The sequence below is a fragment of the Pedobacter sp. ASV28 genome, assembly GCF_016428855.1.
Taxonomy (GTDB): domain Bacteria; phylum Bacteroidota; class Bacteroidia; order Sphingobacteriales; family Sphingobacteriaceae; genus Pedobacter.
The window spans coordinates 1-19,354 of record NZ_JAELTN010000043.1; the positions used below are offsets into that span (position 1 = coordinate 1).

The 19,354-nt window shown below is 39.8% G+C and carries 17 protein-coding genes and 1 pseudogene; 12 read left to right on the forward strand and 6 right to left on the reverse strand.

Annotated features, from left to right (window positions below; translation table 11 throughout):
• Positions 1–126: pseudogene (locus JHD79_RS15490) on the forward strand (ATP-binding protein); the annotation flags it as partial.
• A 336-nt stretch (positions 127–462) separates the two neighbouring features.
• Here JHD79_RS15490 and JHD79_RS15495 read toward each other — a convergent pair.
• The gene (locus JHD79_RS15495; protein WP_199120211.1) at positions 463–834 is read right to left on the reverse strand and encodes a helix-turn-helix domain-containing protein; all 372 of its coding nucleotides are present in this window, start codon (positions 832–834) and stop codon (positions 463–465) included.
• Positions 835–1,132: 298 nt separating this feature from the next.
• Here JHD79_RS15495 and JHD79_RS15500 point away from each other — a divergent pair, with 298 nt between their 5' ends.
• Both JHD79_RS15500 and JHD79_RS15505 read left to right on the forward strand, forming a co-directional pair.
• Complete coding sequence (locus JHD79_RS15500) at positions 1,133–2,146, forward strand: hypothetical protein (RefSeq protein ID WP_199120212.1); 1,014 nt, start codon at positions 1,133–1,135, stop codon at positions 2,144–2,146.
• A 297-nt stretch (positions 2,147–2,443) separates the two neighbouring features.
• Entirely contained in the window at positions 2,444–2,791 is a 348-nt protein-coding gene (locus tag JHD79_RS15505; RefSeq protein WP_199120213.1) for a nuclear transport factor 2 family protein, read from the forward strand.
• Positions 2,792–3,129: 338 nt separating this feature from the next.
• On the opposite strand, the gene JHD79_RS15510 is transcribed toward JHD79_RS15505, so the two are convergent.
• Both JHD79_RS15510 and JHD79_RS15515 read right to left on the reverse strand, forming a co-directional pair.
• Positions 3,130–3,456: a helix-turn-helix transcriptional regulator gene (locus JHD79_RS15510; RefSeq protein WP_233164734.1), complete on the reverse strand. Its 327-nt coding sequence runs from the start codon at positions 3,454–3,456 to the stop codon at positions 3,130–3,132.
• 278 nt (positions 3,457–3,734) lie between these two features.
• Complete coding sequence (locus JHD79_RS15515) at positions 3,735–5,195, reverse strand: hypothetical protein (protein WP_199120215.1); 1,461 nt, start codon at positions 5,193–5,195, stop codon at positions 3,735–3,737.
• A gap of 291 nt (positions 5,196–5,486) precedes the next feature.
• Between JHD79_RS15515 and JHD79_RS15520 the strand changes: the two genes are divergently transcribed.
• From JHD79_RS15520 to JHD79_RS15530, 3 genes are read left to right on the forward strand one after another with little or no spacing between them, the layout of a single operon-like run.
• On the forward strand, positions 5,487–5,966 hold the full coding sequence (locus tag JHD79_RS15520; RefSeq protein WP_233164735.1) for a DUF5684 domain-containing protein: 480 nt from the start codon (positions 5,487–5,489) through the stop codon (positions 5,964–5,966).
• Positions 5,967–6,308: a DUF2752 domain-containing protein gene (locus JHD79_RS15525; protein ID WP_233164736.1), complete on the forward strand. Its 342-nt coding sequence runs from the start codon at positions 5,967–5,969 to the stop codon at positions 6,306–6,308.
• A 9-nt stretch (positions 6,309–6,317) separates the two neighbouring features.
• Positions 6,318–6,932: an SGNH/GDSL hydrolase family protein gene (locus JHD79_RS15530; RefSeq protein WP_199120216.1), complete on the forward strand. Its 615-nt coding sequence runs from the start codon at positions 6,318–6,320 to the stop codon at positions 6,930–6,932.
• Positions 6,933–7,149: 217 nt separating this feature from the next.
• On the opposite strand, the gene JHD79_RS15535 is transcribed toward JHD79_RS15530, so the two are convergent.
• Positions 7,150–7,749 (reverse strand): DNA-binding response regulator, encoded by a 600-nt coding sequence (locus tag JHD79_RS15535; protein WP_199120217.1) that lies wholly within the window; start codon positions 7,747–7,749, stop codon positions 7,150–7,152.
• Positions 7,750–9,606: a histidine kinase dimerization/phosphoacceptor domain -containing protein gene (locus tag JHD79_RS15540; protein ID WP_199120218.1), complete on the reverse strand. Its 1,857-nt coding sequence runs from the start codon at positions 9,604–9,606 to the stop codon at positions 7,750–7,752.
• 218 nt (positions 9,607–9,824) lie between these two features.
• Here JHD79_RS15540 and JHD79_RS15545 point away from each other — a divergent pair, with 218 nt between their 5' ends.
• Positions 9,825–13,433, forward strand: a complete 3,609-nt coding sequence (locus JHD79_RS15545) for a BspA family leucine-rich repeat surface protein (RefSeq protein WP_199120219.1) — start codon at positions 9,825–9,827, stop codon at positions 13,431–13,433.
• A gap of 102 nt (positions 13,434–13,535) precedes the next feature.
• Here the strand turns inward: JHD79_RS15545 and JHD79_RS15550 are convergent, their stop codons facing one another.
• Positions 13,536–14,273 carry an RDD family protein gene (locus tag JHD79_RS15550; RefSeq protein WP_199120220.1) on the reverse strand — a complete coding sequence of 246 codons (738 nt, stop codon included), beginning with the start codon at positions 14,271–14,273 and terminating at the stop codon, positions 13,536–13,538.
• A gap of 95 nt (positions 14,274–14,368) precedes the next feature.
• Between JHD79_RS15550 and JHD79_RS15555 the strand changes: the two genes are divergently transcribed.
• The 5 genes from JHD79_RS15555 (at position 14,369) to JHD79_RS15575 (ending at position 19,338) form a co-directional block, all read left to right on the forward strand.
• Positions 14,369–15,325, forward strand: coding sequence for a stage II sporulation protein M (locus JHD79_RS15555; protein ID WP_199120221.1), 957 nt, complete (start codon positions 14,369–14,371; stop codon positions 15,323–15,325).
• A gap of 41 nt (positions 15,326–15,366) precedes the next feature.
• Positions 15,367–16,254, forward strand: coding sequence for a hypothetical protein (locus JHD79_RS15560; protein WP_199120222.1), 888 nt, complete (start codon positions 15,367–15,369; stop codon positions 16,252–16,254).
• 1 nt (position 16,255) lies between these two features.
• Positions 16,256–17,002 (forward strand): DUF4129 domain-containing protein, encoded by a 747-nt coding sequence (locus tag JHD79_RS15565; RefSeq protein ID WP_199120223.1) that lies wholly within the window; start codon positions 16,256–16,258, stop codon positions 17,000–17,002.
• Positions 16,999–18,183, forward strand: coding sequence for a DUF4350 domain-containing protein (locus JHD79_RS15570; RefSeq protein WP_199120224.1), 1,185 nt, complete (start codon positions 16,999–17,001; stop codon positions 18,181–18,183). Before JHD79_RS15565 ends, JHD79_RS15570 begins: the two co-directional genes overlap by 4 nt.
• 177 nt (positions 18,184–18,360) lie before the next feature.
• Positions 18,361–19,338: a MoxR family ATPase gene (locus JHD79_RS15575; protein WP_199120225.1), complete on the forward strand. Its 978-nt coding sequence runs from the start codon at positions 18,361–18,363 to the stop codon at positions 19,336–19,338.
• Positions 19,339–19,354 lie beyond the last annotated feature (16 nt).

A 19,354-nucleotide genomic window follows, 5' to 3' on the forward strand; every position in this document is an offset into this window, starting at 1 on the left:
TTTAAACGTACGGTACTGGAAGTAATGCGCCAACCCTTGGAAGATAGAAGGGTCAGCATTTCCCGGGCAAAATTTTCGGTAGAATACCCTTCCAGTTTTATGCTGGTCGCTTCGATGAATCCTTGTCGTTTTGCATGAAGCTGTCCCCCTAAGAAAGATGGATATGATGTTTGAATTTTCAATCCAGAGAAGCTATCTCAGATTCAATAAATTTACAAATAGATCGCTTGAAACGTTGCATTGACAAGTTTTTCTACTAAGCTAGCCTGAAGAATTCGATACCGAGTGACAACAATTAATTTCAGAAACAAAGCATTCAGAAATAAGTAAAATAAAAAGATAATTAAACCAACTTCTTTTTGTTAGGTTGCCGATTTTTGCATTCAAATCTTGTAGTTTATGAAGAGGCTGTATCATAATTCAGCCGCGAATTTGCCAAACAGTATTTTATTTTCAGTAAATTTAAACAGGTTGCTTACCGATCAAATTTTTATGGCTTGTGCCCCAAACTTCTAATTCCATGATCACTGACTTCAATGCGTATCCAATTTCAGTCAGCTCATATTCTACACGTGGCGGTACTTCTGCATAAACAGTCCGGCTGATTATTTTATTCTCCTCGAGCTTACGCAGTTGCAAGGTCAACATCCTTTCAGTAATACCAGGTAATTTCTTCTTTAGTTCTCCAAATCTAAGTTTTCCACTTAATAACCATGAACATATTACCAATGTCCATTGTCCGCCGATGATATTTGTGGCATATGCTTCCGAACATTCATCGCTCAGAGCAAGCTTATTTGAGAAGTTTGTTGAGGTTTGCTTGATCTCACTCATTACTTACATTATTTATAGTACCTAACAATTAGCCGGCAATATACAAAATATCATGTGGAACCCTAACTTTGCCTTCAATAAATCAATAATTGAAATATGAAAACTTTGACAATTGTGGTACATCCTCATATTACTAAGTCTGTGTTGATAAAAAATGGCTTGATTAGCGGCTTGGACTTCATGCATCTGAAAGCAACATCGCACTTGTTGAAGATCATATTCAGCATTTCTGGATGAATTGTGAACGACTTCACACTTAAAATGAAAAATATAAAATTATATAGTTAAAAAAATTAACATGGAATCACAGAAAAAACGAATCTTAATTGTGGGTGGTTATGGAATGGTTGGAAGTAATATCGCACGACTAATCAGACAAGCTGATCAGAGCATCGAACTTATTCTTGCAGGTAGAAATCCGCAAAACGGAATATCCTTATCGAAGGAATTAAAACATTCAGAAACAGCTTATATCAATCTTGAAGAAGGCTTCGATTTAAGTCACTTTCAGAAAATTGATCTGATTATATCAGCAGTGGATGATCAGAGTAATATAATAAGAGAGACTGCTATCTTAGATGGCGTAGCGTGTATTGCTGTAAGCGAATTAGCTGATCAAATTTCTCCCACGGCATTTCTAGGCCTGCACAAAAAAATTGTTGCGCCAGTTGTATATGCTGGTCATTGGCAAGCAGGAATATTAACCCTTGTGGTTAAACAACTAGCGAATAAATTCAGCCATATAAAAACTATCGAACTTGCCGGGCTATTTGACCCAAAGGATAGTGTTGGGCCGCTAGTTGCAAACGAAGTCAGTGGTTTTGTTGGTGATGCTCTGATCCGAAAGGAAGGAAATTGGCTATCATTACAAGCAAAAGAAAACCCGAGAACTATTGATTTGCACAATCATTCATCAGCAATAGGTTACCCACTCAGCACGCTGGATGTTCCGAGTATAGCCGCTTTTACGAGTGCGAAAAATATTCGGTTTGACTTTATCATAGGGGAATCAATGGGGAGTAATAAAGGCCTGGAGGCTTCTCATGATTTATACATTACTATTGAAGGCACCCTACTATCCGGCGAAAAAAGAAAACTCAGCACGATCGTATCCGGCCCGAGAGGAAATTCCCATCTAACAGCTGTTGGCGTATACTTGATTGCAGAAAAGATATTAGGTCTTAATGGACAGCCTGAAAATAAAATTGGAGGTTTATACCTTCCAGAAACTATTGTCCCAAGTCATAATATCAGTAACCGCTTAAAAGAATTTGGAATTGAAATAATTGAGAAAACCTTGGAAAGTTTGTAGAACTTAATCATAAAATAATAACGTGAAAAAACTAACATTAACAACATCCATCTTACTGTCAGTCGGTATCGAAACCATAGCACAACCGGTAAGTTACCTTCCTAATCAAAATACATTTCAGCCTGTTGTAAATCCTCAAAATATGAGGAACTGGAATGACGAAATATGGACCATTGATCTTTATAATTCCAATGCTGCGACGCAATTTATAACGGAGACAGCTTAGCTATAAACTTATATGGAAGCACGCCAGACACAAGCATTACTGAATCTATTCACATTCAAAAACAAACAAAAATGAAAAACGCAACGATATTACACAAAGCCAACGAATTCGTTAAAAAGGGAAACTATGAAAGTTTTCTAGTCTATTGTACAGAGGATACCAAATGGGTTTTTGTAGGGGAACGTATCCTTGATGGGAGAGATAAAGTACGGGAGTATATGAAAGAATTCTATTTGGAACCGCCTGTATTTACCGTCGAAAATACCATTGAGGATAGTAGCTATGTAACCGTGACAGGTGAAATCACCTTGAAGGCTGCAAATGGAACCTATAACCACTATGATTATTGTGACGTCTGGCGCTTCGAAAATGGAAAAATCGCAGAATTGAAAGCTTTTGTCATAGAAAAGAAATCTTGAACCGGAGATTGCTGACCTAGTATCAGAAATCACAGGGGCAACGGTAGCTTATAACCAAACAGTCATATGTTGCGCAGCTTGTACAGCAAGGCGTTCCTGACGATGATGCAGCGTATCTATCAAGGTTCGCTGGAGCGATAGCCAGAGGAGAGTTCGAAACCAGCAAAAGTGATATAAAACAATTACTAGGCAGAAGTCCGATTTCTTTAAAAGATTTTTAAAAAAGCATATACGGTAAATAAATCAAAGGAGCTCCACTTCGTGAAATAATCCATTCAAACCATTGGTAGTCATACTTTATGATGCCCTGTAGGCACTGCTAGGAGAATTTATTTTTCTTATTTATCCAATAAACTTTCAAGTTTTAGCAAATGTTTTGGAGTCGGAACACGGATACCATTTTCCCACTCTGTTACCGTTGACGGGTCAACTTTCAGGAGATTTCCAAACTTCTTGGAAGTGATTCCATTTCTGTAACGGTAGGCCTTAATTCGTCCAGAAAGTGTTGTTTCGTTAAAGCATAATGGACTGTAGCCCAAGAATTCGATAATTTTCGGATAGAAGATAATCTGCGGGGTACTTCTGTTGTTTTCCCAGTAGGTCACGCAATCAGTACTTACGTTAAAAATCTTCGCGATATCACTCTGAAAAAGCTTTAGATCCATTCTTTGCCTTTTTATGTGTTCACCAATTGAAACTGGATTTTTTGGATATGCAAGATGCATTGGTTTTCCGGTTTTGGGTCTTATACGCCTATAACTTTACAGTTTTTGGATAAACCCTTAACTGAAGATGAAAGAACAAGCAATCGCAAGATTTGATTATCCAGAGGAACTCAAGGAAAAGCCGTATCAGACCGGGGGTCAACTTATTTCAGGACGGGACCGTTTTAATAAAAAAGCCCGAAGTTCACCACTTCGGGCTTTGGTATAGGGTTGTTTTGTTATTTTCCCTTGACCACTATTGGATCACTATAAGTAGTTGTTCCGTTATAATCTACCTGTGCTACTCTTACATAAATGGATTGGCCGGCTTTTGACTGCACTTTCAAATCGGCAAAACTATCGTTTTGTTTGGCACATGAAGCCGCCATGGCCACTACCAGCACTATCATGGCCAACCTTGCCATTCTGTTTCTAACCACTGGTAAAAAGAGGAAGCCCAAAAAACCAATACCGGCAAGTGCTAACTGGCCCAATTGGTAAGTAGCTGTATAGGCGATAACTTCGGAAGAGTTGCCATTGGCCGCTTTGGAAGCTACCGTGCCCAGGTTGGTCCAACTGCTGCCATTTACAGATGCCTGCACCACAAATTGTTTGTTGTTGGCTTCGCTTGTGGTTTGCCATTGCACCTGCAATTGATTGCTGGCGCTTAATTGGGCATTAAGGCTGGTGAAAGCTACAGGTAATACGGATAGGTCTATAACTTTACGTATCCTGTGGTTAAAAGGGTCTGCTACATAGAGCTCGCTAGAGGCATTAAATGCTAAACCTGTTGGATAGTTGAATGTAGCTGTAGTGCCAGATCCATCAGTAAATGGAAGAGCGGCCCCAGTGCCCGCAACAAGCTTCGCTACTTTTGTAGGGCTCACTTTATAAATGCGGTTGTTCCCTGAAATGGATACATACAAGTTTCCCGAAGAATGCATGGCCAGACCAAGGGGGGTGCCAAAGGTCCCAGAGGCTATATAGGTGCTTGCTACACCTAGTGGTGTAATCTTTATGATCTGATCATCCCCATCTACGACATAAAGATTTTTTGAGGCATCTGTGGTTAAATTAGCTGGATAGTAAACAGCGGTAGAAAAAGTACTGACCATACCCGCAGGGGTGATTTTACGGATTGATGTAATCTCGTTATCACCAGATTCGCTAATATAATTGTCGCTAACATATAAGTTGCCATCCACATCTATGGTAATGCCCGAAAGATTGCTAAATGAGGCTTGGGCAGCCGGTCCATCAATAATTTGGGCAACCCCATTACCCGCAAATGTGGTGACTACCCCAGCGGGCGTAACTTTACGTATCCGAGTTATATCGCATACATATAGATTGTCATTTTTATCAATGGCCATTGCTAGTGGACTAAAAAAAGCTGCCGCCGTGCCCGTACCGTTTAAAAAAGCACTGGTACCATTACCTGCAAGTGTAGTAACTACCCCAGTGGGTGTAATTTTACGAATTCGTTTGCCGCCTTCTTCGCCAACAAAGACATTTCCCTGGCTATCCACTACTACGGCCCACGGGGTCCAAAGGCGTGCTGCAGTGCCGGTTCCATCTAGAAAGGCCGCAGTACCGTTGCCTGCTACTGTGCTAACGGTAACCTGTGCGGAAACATTAATCCCTAATATTAGCGCTATGGCTAATAAGAAGAGTGAGAGTTTGTTAAAAGATTTGATCATAAAATTAAAAGATTTAAACTATAAAGATAGTATTCCTTGCTATTGTGTAAAAAGCTATCCATAATTTATTTTGTAAGTGTTTGTAGAGCAGTGAGTAAAGAATAAAGAGTAAGGAGCAAAGAACAAGGAGCAAGACCATAGAATAAAGCTTCTATAAAGCGGGGTAGGTATGTTGGTAAAAGTTACAATTGAAATGATAGACTAATAGAGAAATGTCAAGAAATTTTTAAGCAACATTTTGATTTTTAGGGATAAAGATTAACTTTACTATAAACTAAAATCAAATTAACTATGGAATATTCACAATACTCAGATTACTCCTCAACTGGCATGGGCATATTTGCCGGCATTTTCTTTACTATTTGGATCGTTTCTATTGTGCTAGGCATTATTTCTATTGCTGGAATGTGGAAAACCTTTGAAAAAGCAGGGAAACCAGGCTGGGCGGCCATTATACCCATTTACAATATTTATGTGATGATCGAGATTGTGGGCAAACCTAGTATTTGGCTGTTATGGTGTATTTTACCCTGTGTTAACTTTGTGTTCTGTATCTGGCTACTTAATCTTGTAAGTAAAAGTTTTGGAAAAGAAGAAGGCTTTACAGTAGGGCTGTTCTTTTTGGGCTTTATCTTTTGGCCAATACTGGGTTTTGGCAGTGCCAAGTACCTAGGCCCTTCGGCTGCGGAAGCCCAGAACAGGGCTTTTGGAAATCAGCAGTTCAACAACCCTAACGATCCGTTTAACCAACCTCCACAAAATCAGTATTAATTGTTTTTGATATTGGATATCATTGATCTATCCGCTTTGTTGTTGGTAAGAAAAGCGGATATTTTTTTACTGCCGTGTCCGTTCAAATACCTTACCGGGCTCGATTGTCCGGGCTGTGGTTTTCAGCGTTCTGCATGGGCTCTTTTTATGGGACATTTTATGCAAAGCTTTCGGCTTTATCCGCCTACCATTCCCTTTCTGCTCAGTTTTGTAGCAGGTGTTGCGACATGGTGGTTTAACCTAAACCGATATGAAAAATGGTTAAAGGCCATGTATTTTTTTACTGGATTTGTAATGATGGTCAATTATATTTACAAAATTATATTTCATCACTTACATTAAGTATTTTTTATGATAAAACCGCTATCTTATTTGGCATTGGGCGATTCGTATACCATTGGAGAGGCCGTAGGACAGGAAGTATCTTTTCCCTATCAGCTTTCTGCATTGCTCAATGAAAGAGGCTTGCCTATAGCGGTAAATCCCGAAATTATAGCGAAAACAGGATGGACTACCGATGAATTGTATCAGGCTATACAAGAAAAGAATGTGCAGCAAACATTTGATCTGGTCACCTTGCTGATAGGGGTAAATAACCAGTATAGGGGATATTCGCAAGAAGTATACAGAAAGGAATTTGCCGAACTATTAAAAATGGCCATTGATTTTGCCGGTGGCAATAAGGAACGGGTATATGTACTTTCCATTCCCGATTGGGGCGTAACTGAATATGCCAAACAGCATGGCAGAAATTTAAAGACCATTAGCGGGGAAATAGATGCTTTTAACGAGATCAACAGGCAGGAAACCTTGTTGAGGCAAGTTTCTTATATAGATATCACGCCAATTTCCAGGCAAGATGAACCCGAACTGACGGCCAATGATGGTTTACACCCCTCGGGTAAAATGTATGGCCAATGGGCAGGTCTTTTGGCGCAACAGGTTTTTGGAAATTTTAACAGATAGCACATATGGATGGGGCGTCACCGCCCGCCTGTGCTTAGTAAGCTAAGGTGTGGCATCGCTTTTTTGTCATTTCGATCCCGATTTTTGGGAGAGGAATCTAAAGCGAAGAGCAGAACAGGCAGATTTATGAAGTTTCCCTTGGTTTTACCAGTTAAGCTTAGTAAGCCTAGATAGCGTTCCCATCCCCTAGGGACAATAGTTGGGAACGAAAACAAACTCAATCGATTAAATCTTCATTTTGCAGGGCCCACTTGAGCAGGGCATTGTTTTCATCCTTAAGGCTCAGCTTTCTACAAATACGATGACGATAGTTTTTAATGGTATAGGGACTTAAGAACAGTAAAGTGGCAATTTCCTTGGTATTTTTCTTTTGTAGGATAAGATAGATGATCTTACTTTCTATATGATTGAAGGTAGGCTTCATTAACTTGCGCATACCAAATGTGGTATGGGAGCTGATGGCACTTTCTACCAACTTTATGCCTGCAAAAATGTTGGATTCGTCAACAGGTTTGATGATGTAATTTAAGGGCCTTGTGGTTAGGGCCCGCTCTATAATTGACTTTGACTGATAGGATGTGATATAGATCACCCCAAAAGCGTACTCTTTCTGAAGTTCCTGTATAAGGTTGATCCCGTCGTTTTCTTCATGTAGGTTAATGTCGCAGAGAATGAGATGGGGTATAAAAGAGGGTATAGCCCTTTTTACCTCACGATGGTTAAGGGCAATGGTCACCTCGCAATTAAAGTTAGCCTTTAGTTGCTGCTCGATAAATCGGGCAATGATGATCTCGTCTTCAATGATTAGGATGCGCATTTAAGAAACAGAAGGAAAATTAAACAAATAAACCAGCCCATTATCATTCATTACTTCAAAAGTTCCTTTGAGCTGTCTGGTAAGGTCACTGATCAGGCTAAGTCCTAAACTATGGCTTTTGTTCACTTTCATGCCTATTCCATTGTCGGCATACCTCATGTGCCAAGTGGCATCTGATAATGAAATACTGATGGTAATATGCGGCAGGGGCTGTGATGAAAAAGCGTGTTTATAGGAGTTGGTAATCAGTTCTGAAATGATAATGCCTAATGAAAGACCTATCCTAGAGTCAAGTGTTAATTGTTTTTTTATATCGATCTTAAATTCGACCGTTCGTTCCGATTGGAACATTTTTTTTGAATGGGTTGTAATTTCGGTGATGAACTCATATAAAGAGATTTTTTTTTCTTCGGTGGTTTGATTAGGATTCAACCCTTCGTTAACCAGCATCATCGCCTTAATTCTGGCAATATTATCTTTGATCAAATGAGAAGTTGCCACATCGGAGGCATTGGGCAATTGCAGACTGTTTAGGCTGTATAATAGCTGCAGGTTGTTCTTTACCCTATGGTTAAGTTCATTCATCAATGTTTCTATTCTTTGGTTACGCTGTTCTAGCTCTACGGTCCTTAGAGCAACGCTCTCTTCCAATATTTCGTTCTGGTGTTTCTGTAATAAGTTTAGCTCATTGAGGTAGCGCATTTTATCTTTTTCGTTCTGCCTTAATCTGGCATTAAGGCCCATGAGAAAAAGTAATACTACACATATAGAGATAATTTTGGTCGCTATAGGCGTAATTAGGTAGAGCTGTTCGCCCCATAGGCTAATGGTAATATTAAAGAAGATCGTTGCGGTTACGTATAGGCCCAGTCCATAGGCCAGATAACGTTCTTGTTTATCTAATTTGCGCCAAAGTATTAGGGGGGTGCTTATGGCATAAGCCAAAAATACCAATGAAAAGAAGATGTTGATTTGGGTAGACAACCTATAATTGGTACTAAAGAAGTTGATGAGAAAGGAGATAATGGCAATGATGACAATGGAGGCCACTACCAGTTTTCCATAATGATAAAGCTTTATGTTCTTGTCCTTGATCTTCCATGAGTCGATAAGGAGCAAAAATAGCCCTATTAAGCCTAAATGGAGAAAATGCTGGACAAACAACCAGCCATATTGAGGGGAGTTGGGTAAGAACCAATCAATAAAATACCGGTTAAGGGCAATATCGTAAAAATGAAAACCTAAGGCAAAAAGCATAAGCCATAAAAAAGGCCGATAACGGGTAGAAAACCAAGATAAAAAAACATACAGAATGAGCAATCCTGAAGCGCCTTGTAGCCAAAGGTCCAGCAATTCGCTCTGATGTTCTTTAACAATGAAATTATTTTGATGGCTTATTTCAAAGTCAAATATTGGCTTGTATTTTTTTATGTGGGTGCTTTTAATCAATAACGTATAGGGAATATTAGGCAGGAGCGCTATGGAGAAATGAAATCGATTATCGCCTTTATTGATTTCATTGATGGGCCTAAAAGCACCAGCTTTTTGGTAAACCATCTGAGCATTGGAATTGTTGGCCACCAAATAGAGCTCGGCATGGGTAAGGTGCCTAAAAGAAATAATGGCATGGGTATGCTGTTTGGTAATTAGGGTTGTTTTTAACCAAAAGGTATCATCTGGTCTTTTGTATTTGAAGACAGAAAGGGGAATAAATAGTTGGGGTTGGTCAAGCAAGGTTTTTGGGGTATAGTTATGCCCTTCGACAACGTAAAAATAAGGTTTTAGGTTTAGTGCAGTTTGGTTTGGGCCAAAACTAACCAACGGCTGTGCAGCAAGCTTCAAAGAAATGCCCCCCATTAACAAAAGCAACTTGAGTAAAAATCTACACATGCGGGAGGATGATACGTATTAAAAGTTCTTTTAGTATATGCATGTTGTAAAAATCAGTAATAAAAGGCATTTCTCCTAACTAATTGAACGTACATGGTTGAAAATAGAACCCCGGGGTCTATTTACAGGTGTGTGCAAGTGGGGTATTTTTGGGGCATATTCCCAATAATCAAATTAACCCAATTATGACAAAATTTTACAGATCAAAACATTTATTTATCCTCTTTTTGGCGCTGTTGCTGAGCATTCATGGTGCTTTTGCCATCGACTCGCTAGCCCACAACCAACGTTCACTATCGGAAGTGCTAAACCCCGATGGAACTTTAAAACAAGGTATTAACGGTAGTTTTAACGCACAGGGATTTGCCCTTGGTAAAGGTAAAAATGGACAGCCCGTTTTTAGTGTCGCTGCTCCAACCGACAATGATAATTGGGATAACAGCGCTTCCAATTATATATACGGTACTGTTAATGCAGTTGCAGTAAATGGTGCAGACATTTATGTTGGGTCAAACGGTATTTTCCGCTGGACCGGTACCCGGTGGGATGTTGTGGGTGGCGGTATAAATATTACTGTTCGGGCTATAGCGGTTTCGGGTAATGATTTGTACATAGGCGGTTATTTTACTGCCGTTGGCGGTGTTGCAGCAAAAGGTATAGCCAAGTGGAATGGTACCAGTTGGAGCGCCTTGGGGGCAGGGGTAGAAGGAGGAAACGGTACAGTGCGTTCTATAGCAGTTTTAGGTACTGATGTATATGTAGGAGGTACTTTTGAATCGGCGGGTGGTAATACGGCTATTAAATATCTGGCCAAATGGGATGGTAGTACCTGGAGCGGTCTGGGTACAAATATGAAACCTAATAGTTATGTTTACACCATTGCTGTATCGGGTGCAGATGTATATGTAGGTGGAGATTTTACCGCCATGGGAAGTACTCCGATTAAGCGTATAGCCAAATGGGATGGTACCAGTTGGAGTGCTTTAGGTACAGGGATAGATGATGGTGCGGTTAACGCCATTGCTGTATCGGGTACGGATATCTATATAGGAGGTAGTTTTACTTCGGTAGCAGGTCAGTTTAATATTAAGTATTTAGCCAAATGGGATGGCAATGCTTGGAGCACCTTTGCGTCAACAACTGTAGATAAAAGGGTTAATGCCATTTTTGTATCGGGCACCAATGTATATGTAGGCGGTTTATTTGCTAAAGCAGGTAGCACTACGGTAAACGGTATAGCCAAATGGGATGGCACCAGTTGGAAGGCTTTGGGTACTGGAAGTAGCATTGGTGTAGGGACAAGTTACGGTTCAGATGTAGAAGTGTTCGGTATAGCCGTATTGGGCACTAATGTATATGTAGGAGGCAACTTTGATAAGGCGGGAGGTAATACAGCTTACCCCTATTTTGCCAAATATGATGGCAGTACTTGGGGGACCTTACGTGTGGGATTAAATGCTGCAGTTCGTTCCGTAGCAGTTATTGGTACCAATGTATATGTAGGCGGTCTTTTTGGTAACATACCTGGTACGTCTAACACCCAGTACATTGCCAAATGGAATGGGACCAGCTGGAGTAGCTTAGGTACAGGTGTAGATGGGCTGGTTTCGGCTATAGCCGTTTCAGGTGGTAATATATATGTAGGAGGCAGTTTTACAAAAGCAGGTGGCCTTACAGTAAATCGTATCGCCAAATGGGACGGTGTCAATTGGAGTGCTTTGGGTGCTGGCGTGTATAGTGCCGATATCAATAATGGAGTTAATGCTATCGCTATATCCGGTAACAATATTTATGTGGGTGGCGGCTTTACCTCTGCGGGGAACGATACCAATATTAAATACCTTGCCAAATGGGATGGTAGTAGTTGGAGCAGCCTGGGCACTGGGGTAAATAATGTGGTTAAAACCATTGCTGCATCAGGTATTAATGTATATGCAGGTGGTAACTTTACCTCTGTTGGTGGCGATGCCAATATTAAATACCTTGCCAAATGGGATGGTAGTAGTTGGAGCAGCCTGGGTACAGGAGTAGATAATGTGGTTAATGCTATAGCTGTATCGGGTACTAATGTATATGTTGGTGGTACTTTTACTTCAGTAGGTGGCGATGCTAATCTTAAATATTTGGCCAAATGGAATGGTTCCAGCTGGAATAGTTTGGGCACGGGGGTAGACGCTGGTGTTTCTGCGATAGCAATTTTTGGCAACGAAGTATATGTTGGTGGTTCCTTTGTTAAGGCAGGTGGCATTACGGTAAATAACATAGCCAAGTGGGATGGAAATAATTGGAATAGTCTAGGTTCCGGGTTAAATTCGTATCCTATTGCTATTGGTATTTCAAGTGCTGGTTTATATGTGGGTGGTGGTTTTAGTATAGCCGGTAGTAGCATTGTTTGGGGTTTTGCCATTTATCATACTGGTCCAGCTTTATCTAATGACCATACCGGTGCCTTTGCCACCATTTGGGATACCAGTAAGCTGCCAAATGGTGCTTATGTGTCTTTCAATACAACGGGAAGCAATTATGAATATTACTGGGAAAAAATAGGTGATGAGACCAATACCAATTCCGGAACTTACCTGGTCAATACCAACACACAGAGTCTGGTTCTTCCACAGTTCGTTTCGGGAACGGGTGCCTACAGGTTATATATCAAAGCTGGAAGCGGTACATTTACCGGGTTTCAGACCTATGGACATGCTACCCAGGCCAAAGCACTAACAGCCGTTGAAAGTTGGGGGAATGTTGCTTGGACAAATTTGATGGGGGCATTTTTGGCTAGTGAAAACCTAAGCTCTTTGCCCGCAAATGCACCCGATTTAAGCCAGATTACCGATTTGTCCTTTATGTTTGGTGGTGCAAAATTATTTAACCAAAATATTGGCCATTGGAATGTAGGCAACGTAACGAATATGTCGGTCATGTTTACGGGTGCAACATCCTTTAATCAGAATATTAATGGATGGGACGTAAGTAAGGTAAGCGATATGTCGAGAATGTTTAGCGGGGCAAGCGCTTTTAATCAAAATTTGGGCGACTGGACGTTAAAAAACGATGTGAACTTAACCAATATGCTTGATAATTCGGGCCTAAAGCCTGCTACCTATGGGCTTACCTTAAAAGGCTGGGCAGAAAACGCCAATACGCCTACTAATAGAACTTTAGGTGCAGTAGGTTTAACCTATGCCACAAGAGCACAAGCATACCACGATATTTTAACGAACAATAAAAATTGGATCATTAACGATGGAGGCGTGCTTCCGGTAATTATGTTGGGTTTTACAGCCAAACTGAACGGCAATCAGGTCAACTTAAAATGGACTACTGTTTCCGAGCAGAACAATAAGGCGTTTGTTTTAAGCCGCTCGGCAGATGGAGTGTACTTTTCAGAACTAAGAAGAGTTGCGGGAGCAGGACATTCATCAACTGTTATTAACTATGCCTACACTGACCGAAGTCCGCTAAGTGGGGTAAACTATTATAGGCTAGAGCAGGTAGACAGAGATGGTAAAGTAAACGATATAGGCATAGAGGTAGTCAATTTCAAGCTATCTGTAGCTTCTTTGTCTGCTTATCCAAATCCAACCTATGGAAAATTAGAGATAGCTTTTGAAAAAGGGCTTTACCAAAAGTTAATCATTTCCGACATGACGGGAGCGGTATTGCAGCAGCACAACATTAATATAGCTAGAGGTGTTTTTCTTGTTGATCTGAAACCATATCCTAAAGGCATGTTTCTCATTACCCTTATAGGCAAGAATGGAAAGGAAGTTAAAAAAGTTATTAAACTATAGAAGAAGACTTCTAAAGGAATTTTGATCTAAATTTAAATGCTCTTATCCACCTGACCAGACTAAATTTAGTTTGGTCAGATGTATTTTGGATGTACAGAAAGACTAAACAGCTCTCGAGGTAATCTGTACATAGTCGGCAGATACCGTATTTAGAAACTGCATCTCGTTCATGCTTTCGGGTATAGTGACCCCCAAAAAAGAAGAAACTTTTTCTGCCATTTTATAGATCAAATCTGGGTTTTTAGTGATGTAGTAAGTTCTTACCACTTCGTGGATGAGCTCTACATCCCTATCGCTCATTAGGGCCACGTTCTGAAACATTGGAATATAGTCATCCGCTGTGGGATGAAAAGCAATATGCTCAATTTTGGTAGCAGGAGCGGTCTTGATGACGGTAGTGCCTGCTACAATGTCGCCTATGCGCTGTTTGTCGTCGGAAACAGCTATGCAGATAAAGCCAAGCAGTTTAAAAGTGAGCACAAAGTCTACAATCCTAAAGATCCACCTGATGAAATACTGGCCAATACTGGGTTGGGCCCCATCTATGCTAATGACCTTTATTTTCAATAAACGTTTGCCAAAGCTTTGGCCGTTAAAAAAGATTTCGGCAACCAGATCATAGAAAACATAGCAACCCGCATAAATAATGATCAATACAATAATGAAAGTTCCGTTAAATTGAGCTGCAAAACCAGAAATTCCAAAGGTGAATAAAGCCAGTAGATAAACGACAATGAAAATGGCCGTGTCGATAAGGTGGGCTCCTATACGTTCTCCCAGTCCAGCTACCGGATAATCTATGTCAACATGTTGACTGGTATTTACTCTAACGGTTTCCATAGCTTCAAATATAATAGGCTTTTTTATTTTTTGTTGACTAATTAAAATTTTGTTTTATTTTAACAGAAAATATCTGGAAACAACGTAAACTATTTATGAGAGAGGCGCTTTTTGTAAAGCAAAACACCGAAAAATGGAAGAGCTATGAGCAGCTGAAGACGGATAATCCAGACGAAATTGCCCATCGTTTCATAGATATTACCAATGATCTGGCCTATGCCAAAACCTTTTATCCCAAATCAAAGACAACGGCCTATTTAAATGGCTTGGCCTCTGTTCTTCATCAGGCAATTTATCGAAATAAAAAAGAAGAAAAGGGGAGGTTTTTCAGGTATTGGAAATATGAGCTGCCACTGTTGTTCCATCAGTATAGGAGGCAGTTGCTTTATGCTTTTATCTTTTTCGTTATAGCGGCCAGCATTGGGGTGCTGTCTGCCAAGTATGACGATAGGTTTGTGCGGCTTATTTTGGGAGATAGTTATGTAAATATGACCAATGAAAATATAGCCAAGGGCGATCCGTTTGGCGTATATAAAAAAGATAGTGAAGTGTCGATGTTTTTTATGATTGCTATTAATAATTCGTGGGTGTCGTTTCTAATGTTTGCCAGTGGACTTTTCCTATCTATTGGGCCTGTGTTCTTTTTATTAAGAAATGGAATTATGTTGGGGGCCTTCGAATATTATTTCTTTAGTAAGGGATTGGGTGCGCAATCTATATTGGTCATTTGGATTCATGGAACCTTGGAGATATTGTCTATTGTAGTAGTAGGCGGGGCAGGTTTGGTGTTGGGCCATGGCTTGCTTTTCCCTAAAACCTATACGCGTTTACAAGCCTTGAAAAATAGTGGCAAAGATGCGACAAAGATAGCCTTAGGTATAATTCCCATTATATTACTGGCCGCTTTTTTCGAAAGCTTTGTTACGAGACATACAAATATGCCGCTATGGTTAAGCCTGTTTATCTTGTCGGGTTCGCTTGTGTTTATGGTTTGGTATGTGGTTATATACCCTCATCAACTGGCCAAACGTAAAGAAATTAGAACATCATAAAATCACCGTAAAAAAAACGACATCAGATTAAGAATTAGGTAATGAAAGATAAGGTAGAATTTAGAAAAGTAAGGGAGTTTGGTGAAATTATTTCGGATAGTTTTCTGTTTGTGAAGCAAAATTTTAAGCCTTTGCTTAAATCATTTGGCTGCTTTTGTGGAGTGTTTATTATTGCTGGGCTTATTACTTCTGTATTTACCCAAATGCAGATTAGTGGCCTACAGTCGGATTTTGATAATGGTAATTATTCGGCAAATGTCTCTACTTGGAATCTACTGTTCACCTGGCGATATATTCTGCTGATTTTGTTTATGATTTTAAATTATACAGCCATATATACTACCGTGCTTAGCTATATTGCCTTATATATAGTAAAAGGTAATGCTGCACCTAACCTGGAAGAAGTATGGAGTTATTTTAAATTCTACTTTCTAAGAATAATGTTTGGCGGAATACTAACCTCTATCATTTGGACGGTATGTTTTGTATGTTGTATCATACCTGGAATTTATATAACGCCAGCATTCTTTATTATCTATTCTATTATGGTGCTTGAAAATACGAATTGGGCAGATGCTTTTAACCGATCTTACCAATTGCCCAAAAACAATTGGTGGGTTACCATGGCCACAATATTGATAGTACTCATTATTACCATTACCTTTACGACCGTTATTCAGCTGCCCGGATATTTGGTGTTAATGATTGCTGCTTTCACCCACAAAGGAGACGAAATGATGCAATGGTACCAGATCATCGTATATGTATTGCAATATTTGTCGCAGGTGTTTTTTATTATTCCAATTGTGGCTTCGGCACTTATTCACTTCAATTTGGTAGAAAGAAAGGAAAGTACTGGGCTACTGGCCCGTATTGAAAACTTTGGTCATTCTGCAGATCCCCAATTTCATTCGGAGGAAGAATATTAGTATGCAACGATTCCTACTTTTTCTGTTGTTGTTTTTTAGTTTAGGTGTACAGGCACAGTCCGTAAAAAAAGCAGATTCCGTAAAAAGGATTACAGGCCTAATATTGGATAGTGCCAAGGTTGAGCTGAGAAAGTTCGACGACAGAAAAATACAGGAATACAAAGAAAATAAAGAATTTCAATACGAAGATCTGAAGCCTAAAAATCAAGGTTTTTGGGAACGGATATGGCATGCTTTCTGGCAGTGGCTCGATCGCCTGTTTGCTGGCAGTGGGGAAAAAACAAGCTCTTCGTTCTGGAATGGAGTTCTTAAATACGGCTTGATGGCCATTTGTATGGCACTGATTGTATTCGTGGTTTTTAAACTTATTGGGGTCGATTTTAAAATTTTCGCCCGAAAGTCGAAAGAAGTTGAGGTGCCCTATGATGAAAGTTTAGAAAATATACATGAAATTAATTTCGATGAGCAAATAGAAGATGCGCTACAAAAGGCAAACTACAGGCTTACCGTTAGGTTGCTATACCTAAAAACGTTAAAGTTTCTGGCCGATAGGGAATTGATAGATTGGCAGCCCGATAAAACTAATCAGGCCTATGTAAAGGAGCTGGCAGAAACCAGGCTAGAAAAAGACTTTGTGGCCCTTACCCATCAATTTGAATATATTTGGTATGGTGATTTTAATATTGATAGGTCATCATTTCTACAAATAGAACATGCTTTTCATCAATTTAATCAGGCTAATATATGAAAGGATTGAGGTGGTATTTGATAATTTGTGGGGTATTGCTGACGGCTTATCTGGTCGCACAGTATACCAGGCCAAAACCAATTAACTGGACACCTACCTATCTTTCTGAAGATAAGATACCTTATGGTACCTATATCTTGCGAAAACAAATAGGAGATCTATTCCCCAATGCGGTGGTTAGAACGGCTCATACGCCTATTTATAATGCGCTAAAGGAAGAAGCGACTGCCCCGAGCTCCAATTATCTGATCATTGCATCGAGGGTAAAAATTGACAAGGCAGATCTTGCCGAAATGATAAAGTATATGCAGGCAGGTAACCATATCTTTATTGCAGCATTTGAACTGAACGGAGAAATCAATAAAAGATTAAAGCTGGAAATAGGATCTGATTTCGAATTTCAGAACAGGACCAAATACCCCATTAATTTTGTTAATCCATTATTGAAAAGAGAGATGGATTTTTATTTCGAGCGGGGCATCAGTGCACAATATTTTAGTAAGATCGATACTGCAAAGGCCATAGTATTGGGTAGAAAATATGAACAAAAAGCTAATTTTGTTCAGTATCGTTTTGGCAAAGGCTCTTTGTTTATCCTTCCTAATCCACAATTGCTTACCAATTACAGTCTGCTCAATGAGAATGGCGCCGAATATGCAGCAAAAGCATTGTCTTATTTGCCACAAGTGCAGCAGCTAGTTGTTGATGAATATTATACACATCCCCCGCAAAAGGATCAGTCTATTTTACGGGTGTTGTTTAAATATGATCAGCTACGTTGGGCCTATTATATCGCCTTGCTGAGCCTGGTTGTTTTTGTACTTTATGAAATGAAACGTAGGCAACGCATTATTCCCATTACTGATCCGCTAAAAAATTCATCTGTTGAATTTGCACAGGTAGTGGGCAGGGTTTATTATCAACAACGAAATAATAAGGATATTGTAGAAAAGAAAATCAATTATTTCTTGGCTTACCTAAGAACAAAGTACAGGTTGAAAACTACCGTTTTAAATCAGGAATTTATGGAAGCACTTTATAAATTATCGGGAGTGGACCAGAATCTGATTGCACAATTGATAGGGCTTATTGGCATGCTTGGCAAAGAAGTTAAGGTAAGTGATCATGACCTTATCGAACTGAATAAGCTTATTGAACAATTTTATAAAAAAGACCAGTGATGGTAACCAGATAGTCAGATAAGATACCTATGTGGTTCGAAAAAATAAATAATGTAACCGCATATAGACACATAAAATATGATTAGTCTCTTATATTTAACGATGTGCCTATGTGGTTCATAAAAGAATAAAGAGTATAAATGATTTTGACATTTAATAAAAAAAAGACCAATAGCTATGGAACAGGAAATATTTAGCCAACGTACCGATTTAAGCCAGCTGAGCCAAGCTGTTGCCGAAATCAGGGAAACTTTGGGCAAGATCATTGTGGGACAGCATGATACCATTGATTTATTGATTGCGGGTCTCCTTTCTAATGGCCACTTATTGTTAGAAGGTGTACCGGGTGTAGCCAAAACATTGAGTGCCAAGTTGGTGGCCAAAAGTATTTCGGCAAGCTTTTCGAGAATACAGTTTACACCAGACCTCATGCCCTCTGACGTATTGGGCACGGCTGTCTTTAGTCCCAAAACAGCAGAATTTCAATTTAGGAAAGGTCCGATATTTGGACATATCATCTTGGTTGATGAAATTAATCGTGCGCCTGCTAAAACCCAGTCGGCCCTATTCGAAGCTATGGAGGAACGACAGGTTACCGTTGATGGGCATACCCATCAACTGGAAGAACCTTTTATGGTATTGGCTACCCAAAACCCTGTTGAACAGGAAGGAACATATAGGTTGCCAGAGGCACAGTTAGATCGTTTTTTGTTTAAGGTGGAAATTAAATATCCAACTTTGGAAGAAGAGATAGAGATTTTGACCAATCAGCACCAACAGCAAATTCAGCATCAACTTGATGAGATCAAGCCTATTTTAGATATAACGCAGATCAATGCTTTAAGGGCAACCATTAAGGCATTGTTTGTTGAGCCTAAACTTTTAGCCTATGCTGCCCAGATTGTACATGAAACACGTCAACATAAATCATTGTACCTTGGCGCTTCTCCACGTGCCTCACTGGCTTTGGTGAATAGTTCAAAGGCAATTGCGGCAATTGCAGGTAGGGATTTTGTAACGCCTGATGATGTGATCAAGGTGGCCATTCCCGTGCTGGGACATCGGGTAATGCTGAGCCCCGAAAAGGAGATGGAAGGGTTGACTACTGCAGATATCATTACTCAGATTATTAAGAAAATTGAAGTGCCGAGATAAGTCTTATAAAGCACTT

Excerpts from the sequence above, each read along its gene's own strand:
- JHD79_RS15495 (WP_199120211.1), bottom strand. The coding sequence starts at position 834 with ATGAGTGAGATCAAGCAAACCTCAACAAACTTCTCAAATAAGCTTGCT.
- JHD79_RS15500 (WP_199120212.1), top strand. The coding sequence starts at position 1,133 with ATGGAATCACAGAAAAAACGAATCTTAATTGTGGGTGGTTATGGAATG.
- JHD79_RS15505 (WP_199120213.1), top strand. The coding sequence starts at position 2,444 with ATGAAAAACGCAACGATATTACACAAAGCCAACGAATTCGTTAAAAAG.
- JHD79_RS15510 (WP_233164734.1), bottom strand. The coding sequence starts at position 3,456 with ATGGATCTAAAGCTTTTTCAGAGTGATATCGCGAAGATTTTTAACGTA.
- JHD79_RS15515 (WP_199120215.1), bottom strand. The coding sequence starts at position 5,195 with ATGATCAAATCTTTTAACAAACTCTCACTCTTCTTATTAGCCATAGCG.
- JHD79_RS15520 (WP_233164735.1), top strand. The coding sequence starts at position 5,487 with ATGGAATATTCACAATACTCAGATTACTCCTCAACTGGCATGGGCATA.
- JHD79_RS15530 (WP_199120216.1), top strand. The coding sequence starts at position 6,318 with ATGATAAAACCGCTATCTTATTTGGCATTGGGCGATTCGTATACCATT.
- JHD79_RS15535 (WP_199120217.1), bottom strand. The coding sequence starts at position 7,749 with ATGCGCATCCTAATCATTGAAGACGAGATCATCATTGCCCGATTTATC.
- JHD79_RS15540 (WP_199120218.1), bottom strand. The coding sequence starts at position 9,606 with ATGGGGGGCATTTCTTTGAAGCTTGCTGCACAGCCGTTGGTTAGTTTT.
- JHD79_RS15545 (WP_199120219.1), top strand. The coding sequence starts at position 9,825 with ATGACAAAATTTTACAGATCAAAACATTTATTTATCCTCTTTTTGGCG.
- JHD79_RS15550 (WP_199120220.1), bottom strand. The coding sequence starts at position 14,273 with ATGGAAACCGTTAGAGTAAATACCAGTCAACATGTTGACATAGATTAT.
- JHD79_RS15555 (WP_199120221.1), top strand. The coding sequence starts at position 14,369 with ATGAGAGAGGCGCTTTTTGTAAAGCAAAACACCGAAAAATGGAAGAGC.
- JHD79_RS15560 (WP_199120222.1), top strand. The coding sequence starts at position 15,367 with ATGAAAGATAAGGTAGAATTTAGAAAAGTAAGGGAGTTTGGTGAAATT.
- JHD79_RS15565 (WP_199120223.1), top strand. The coding sequence starts at position 16,256 with ATGCAACGATTCCTACTTTTTCTGTTGTTGTTTTTTAGTTTAGGTGTA.
- JHD79_RS15570 (WP_199120224.1), top strand. The coding sequence starts at position 16,999 with ATGAAAGGATTGAGGTGGTATTTGATAATTTGTGGGGTATTGCTGACG.
- JHD79_RS15575 (WP_199120225.1), top strand. The coding sequence starts at position 18,361 with ATGGAACAGGAAATATTTAGCCAACGTACCGATTTAAGCCAGCTGAGC.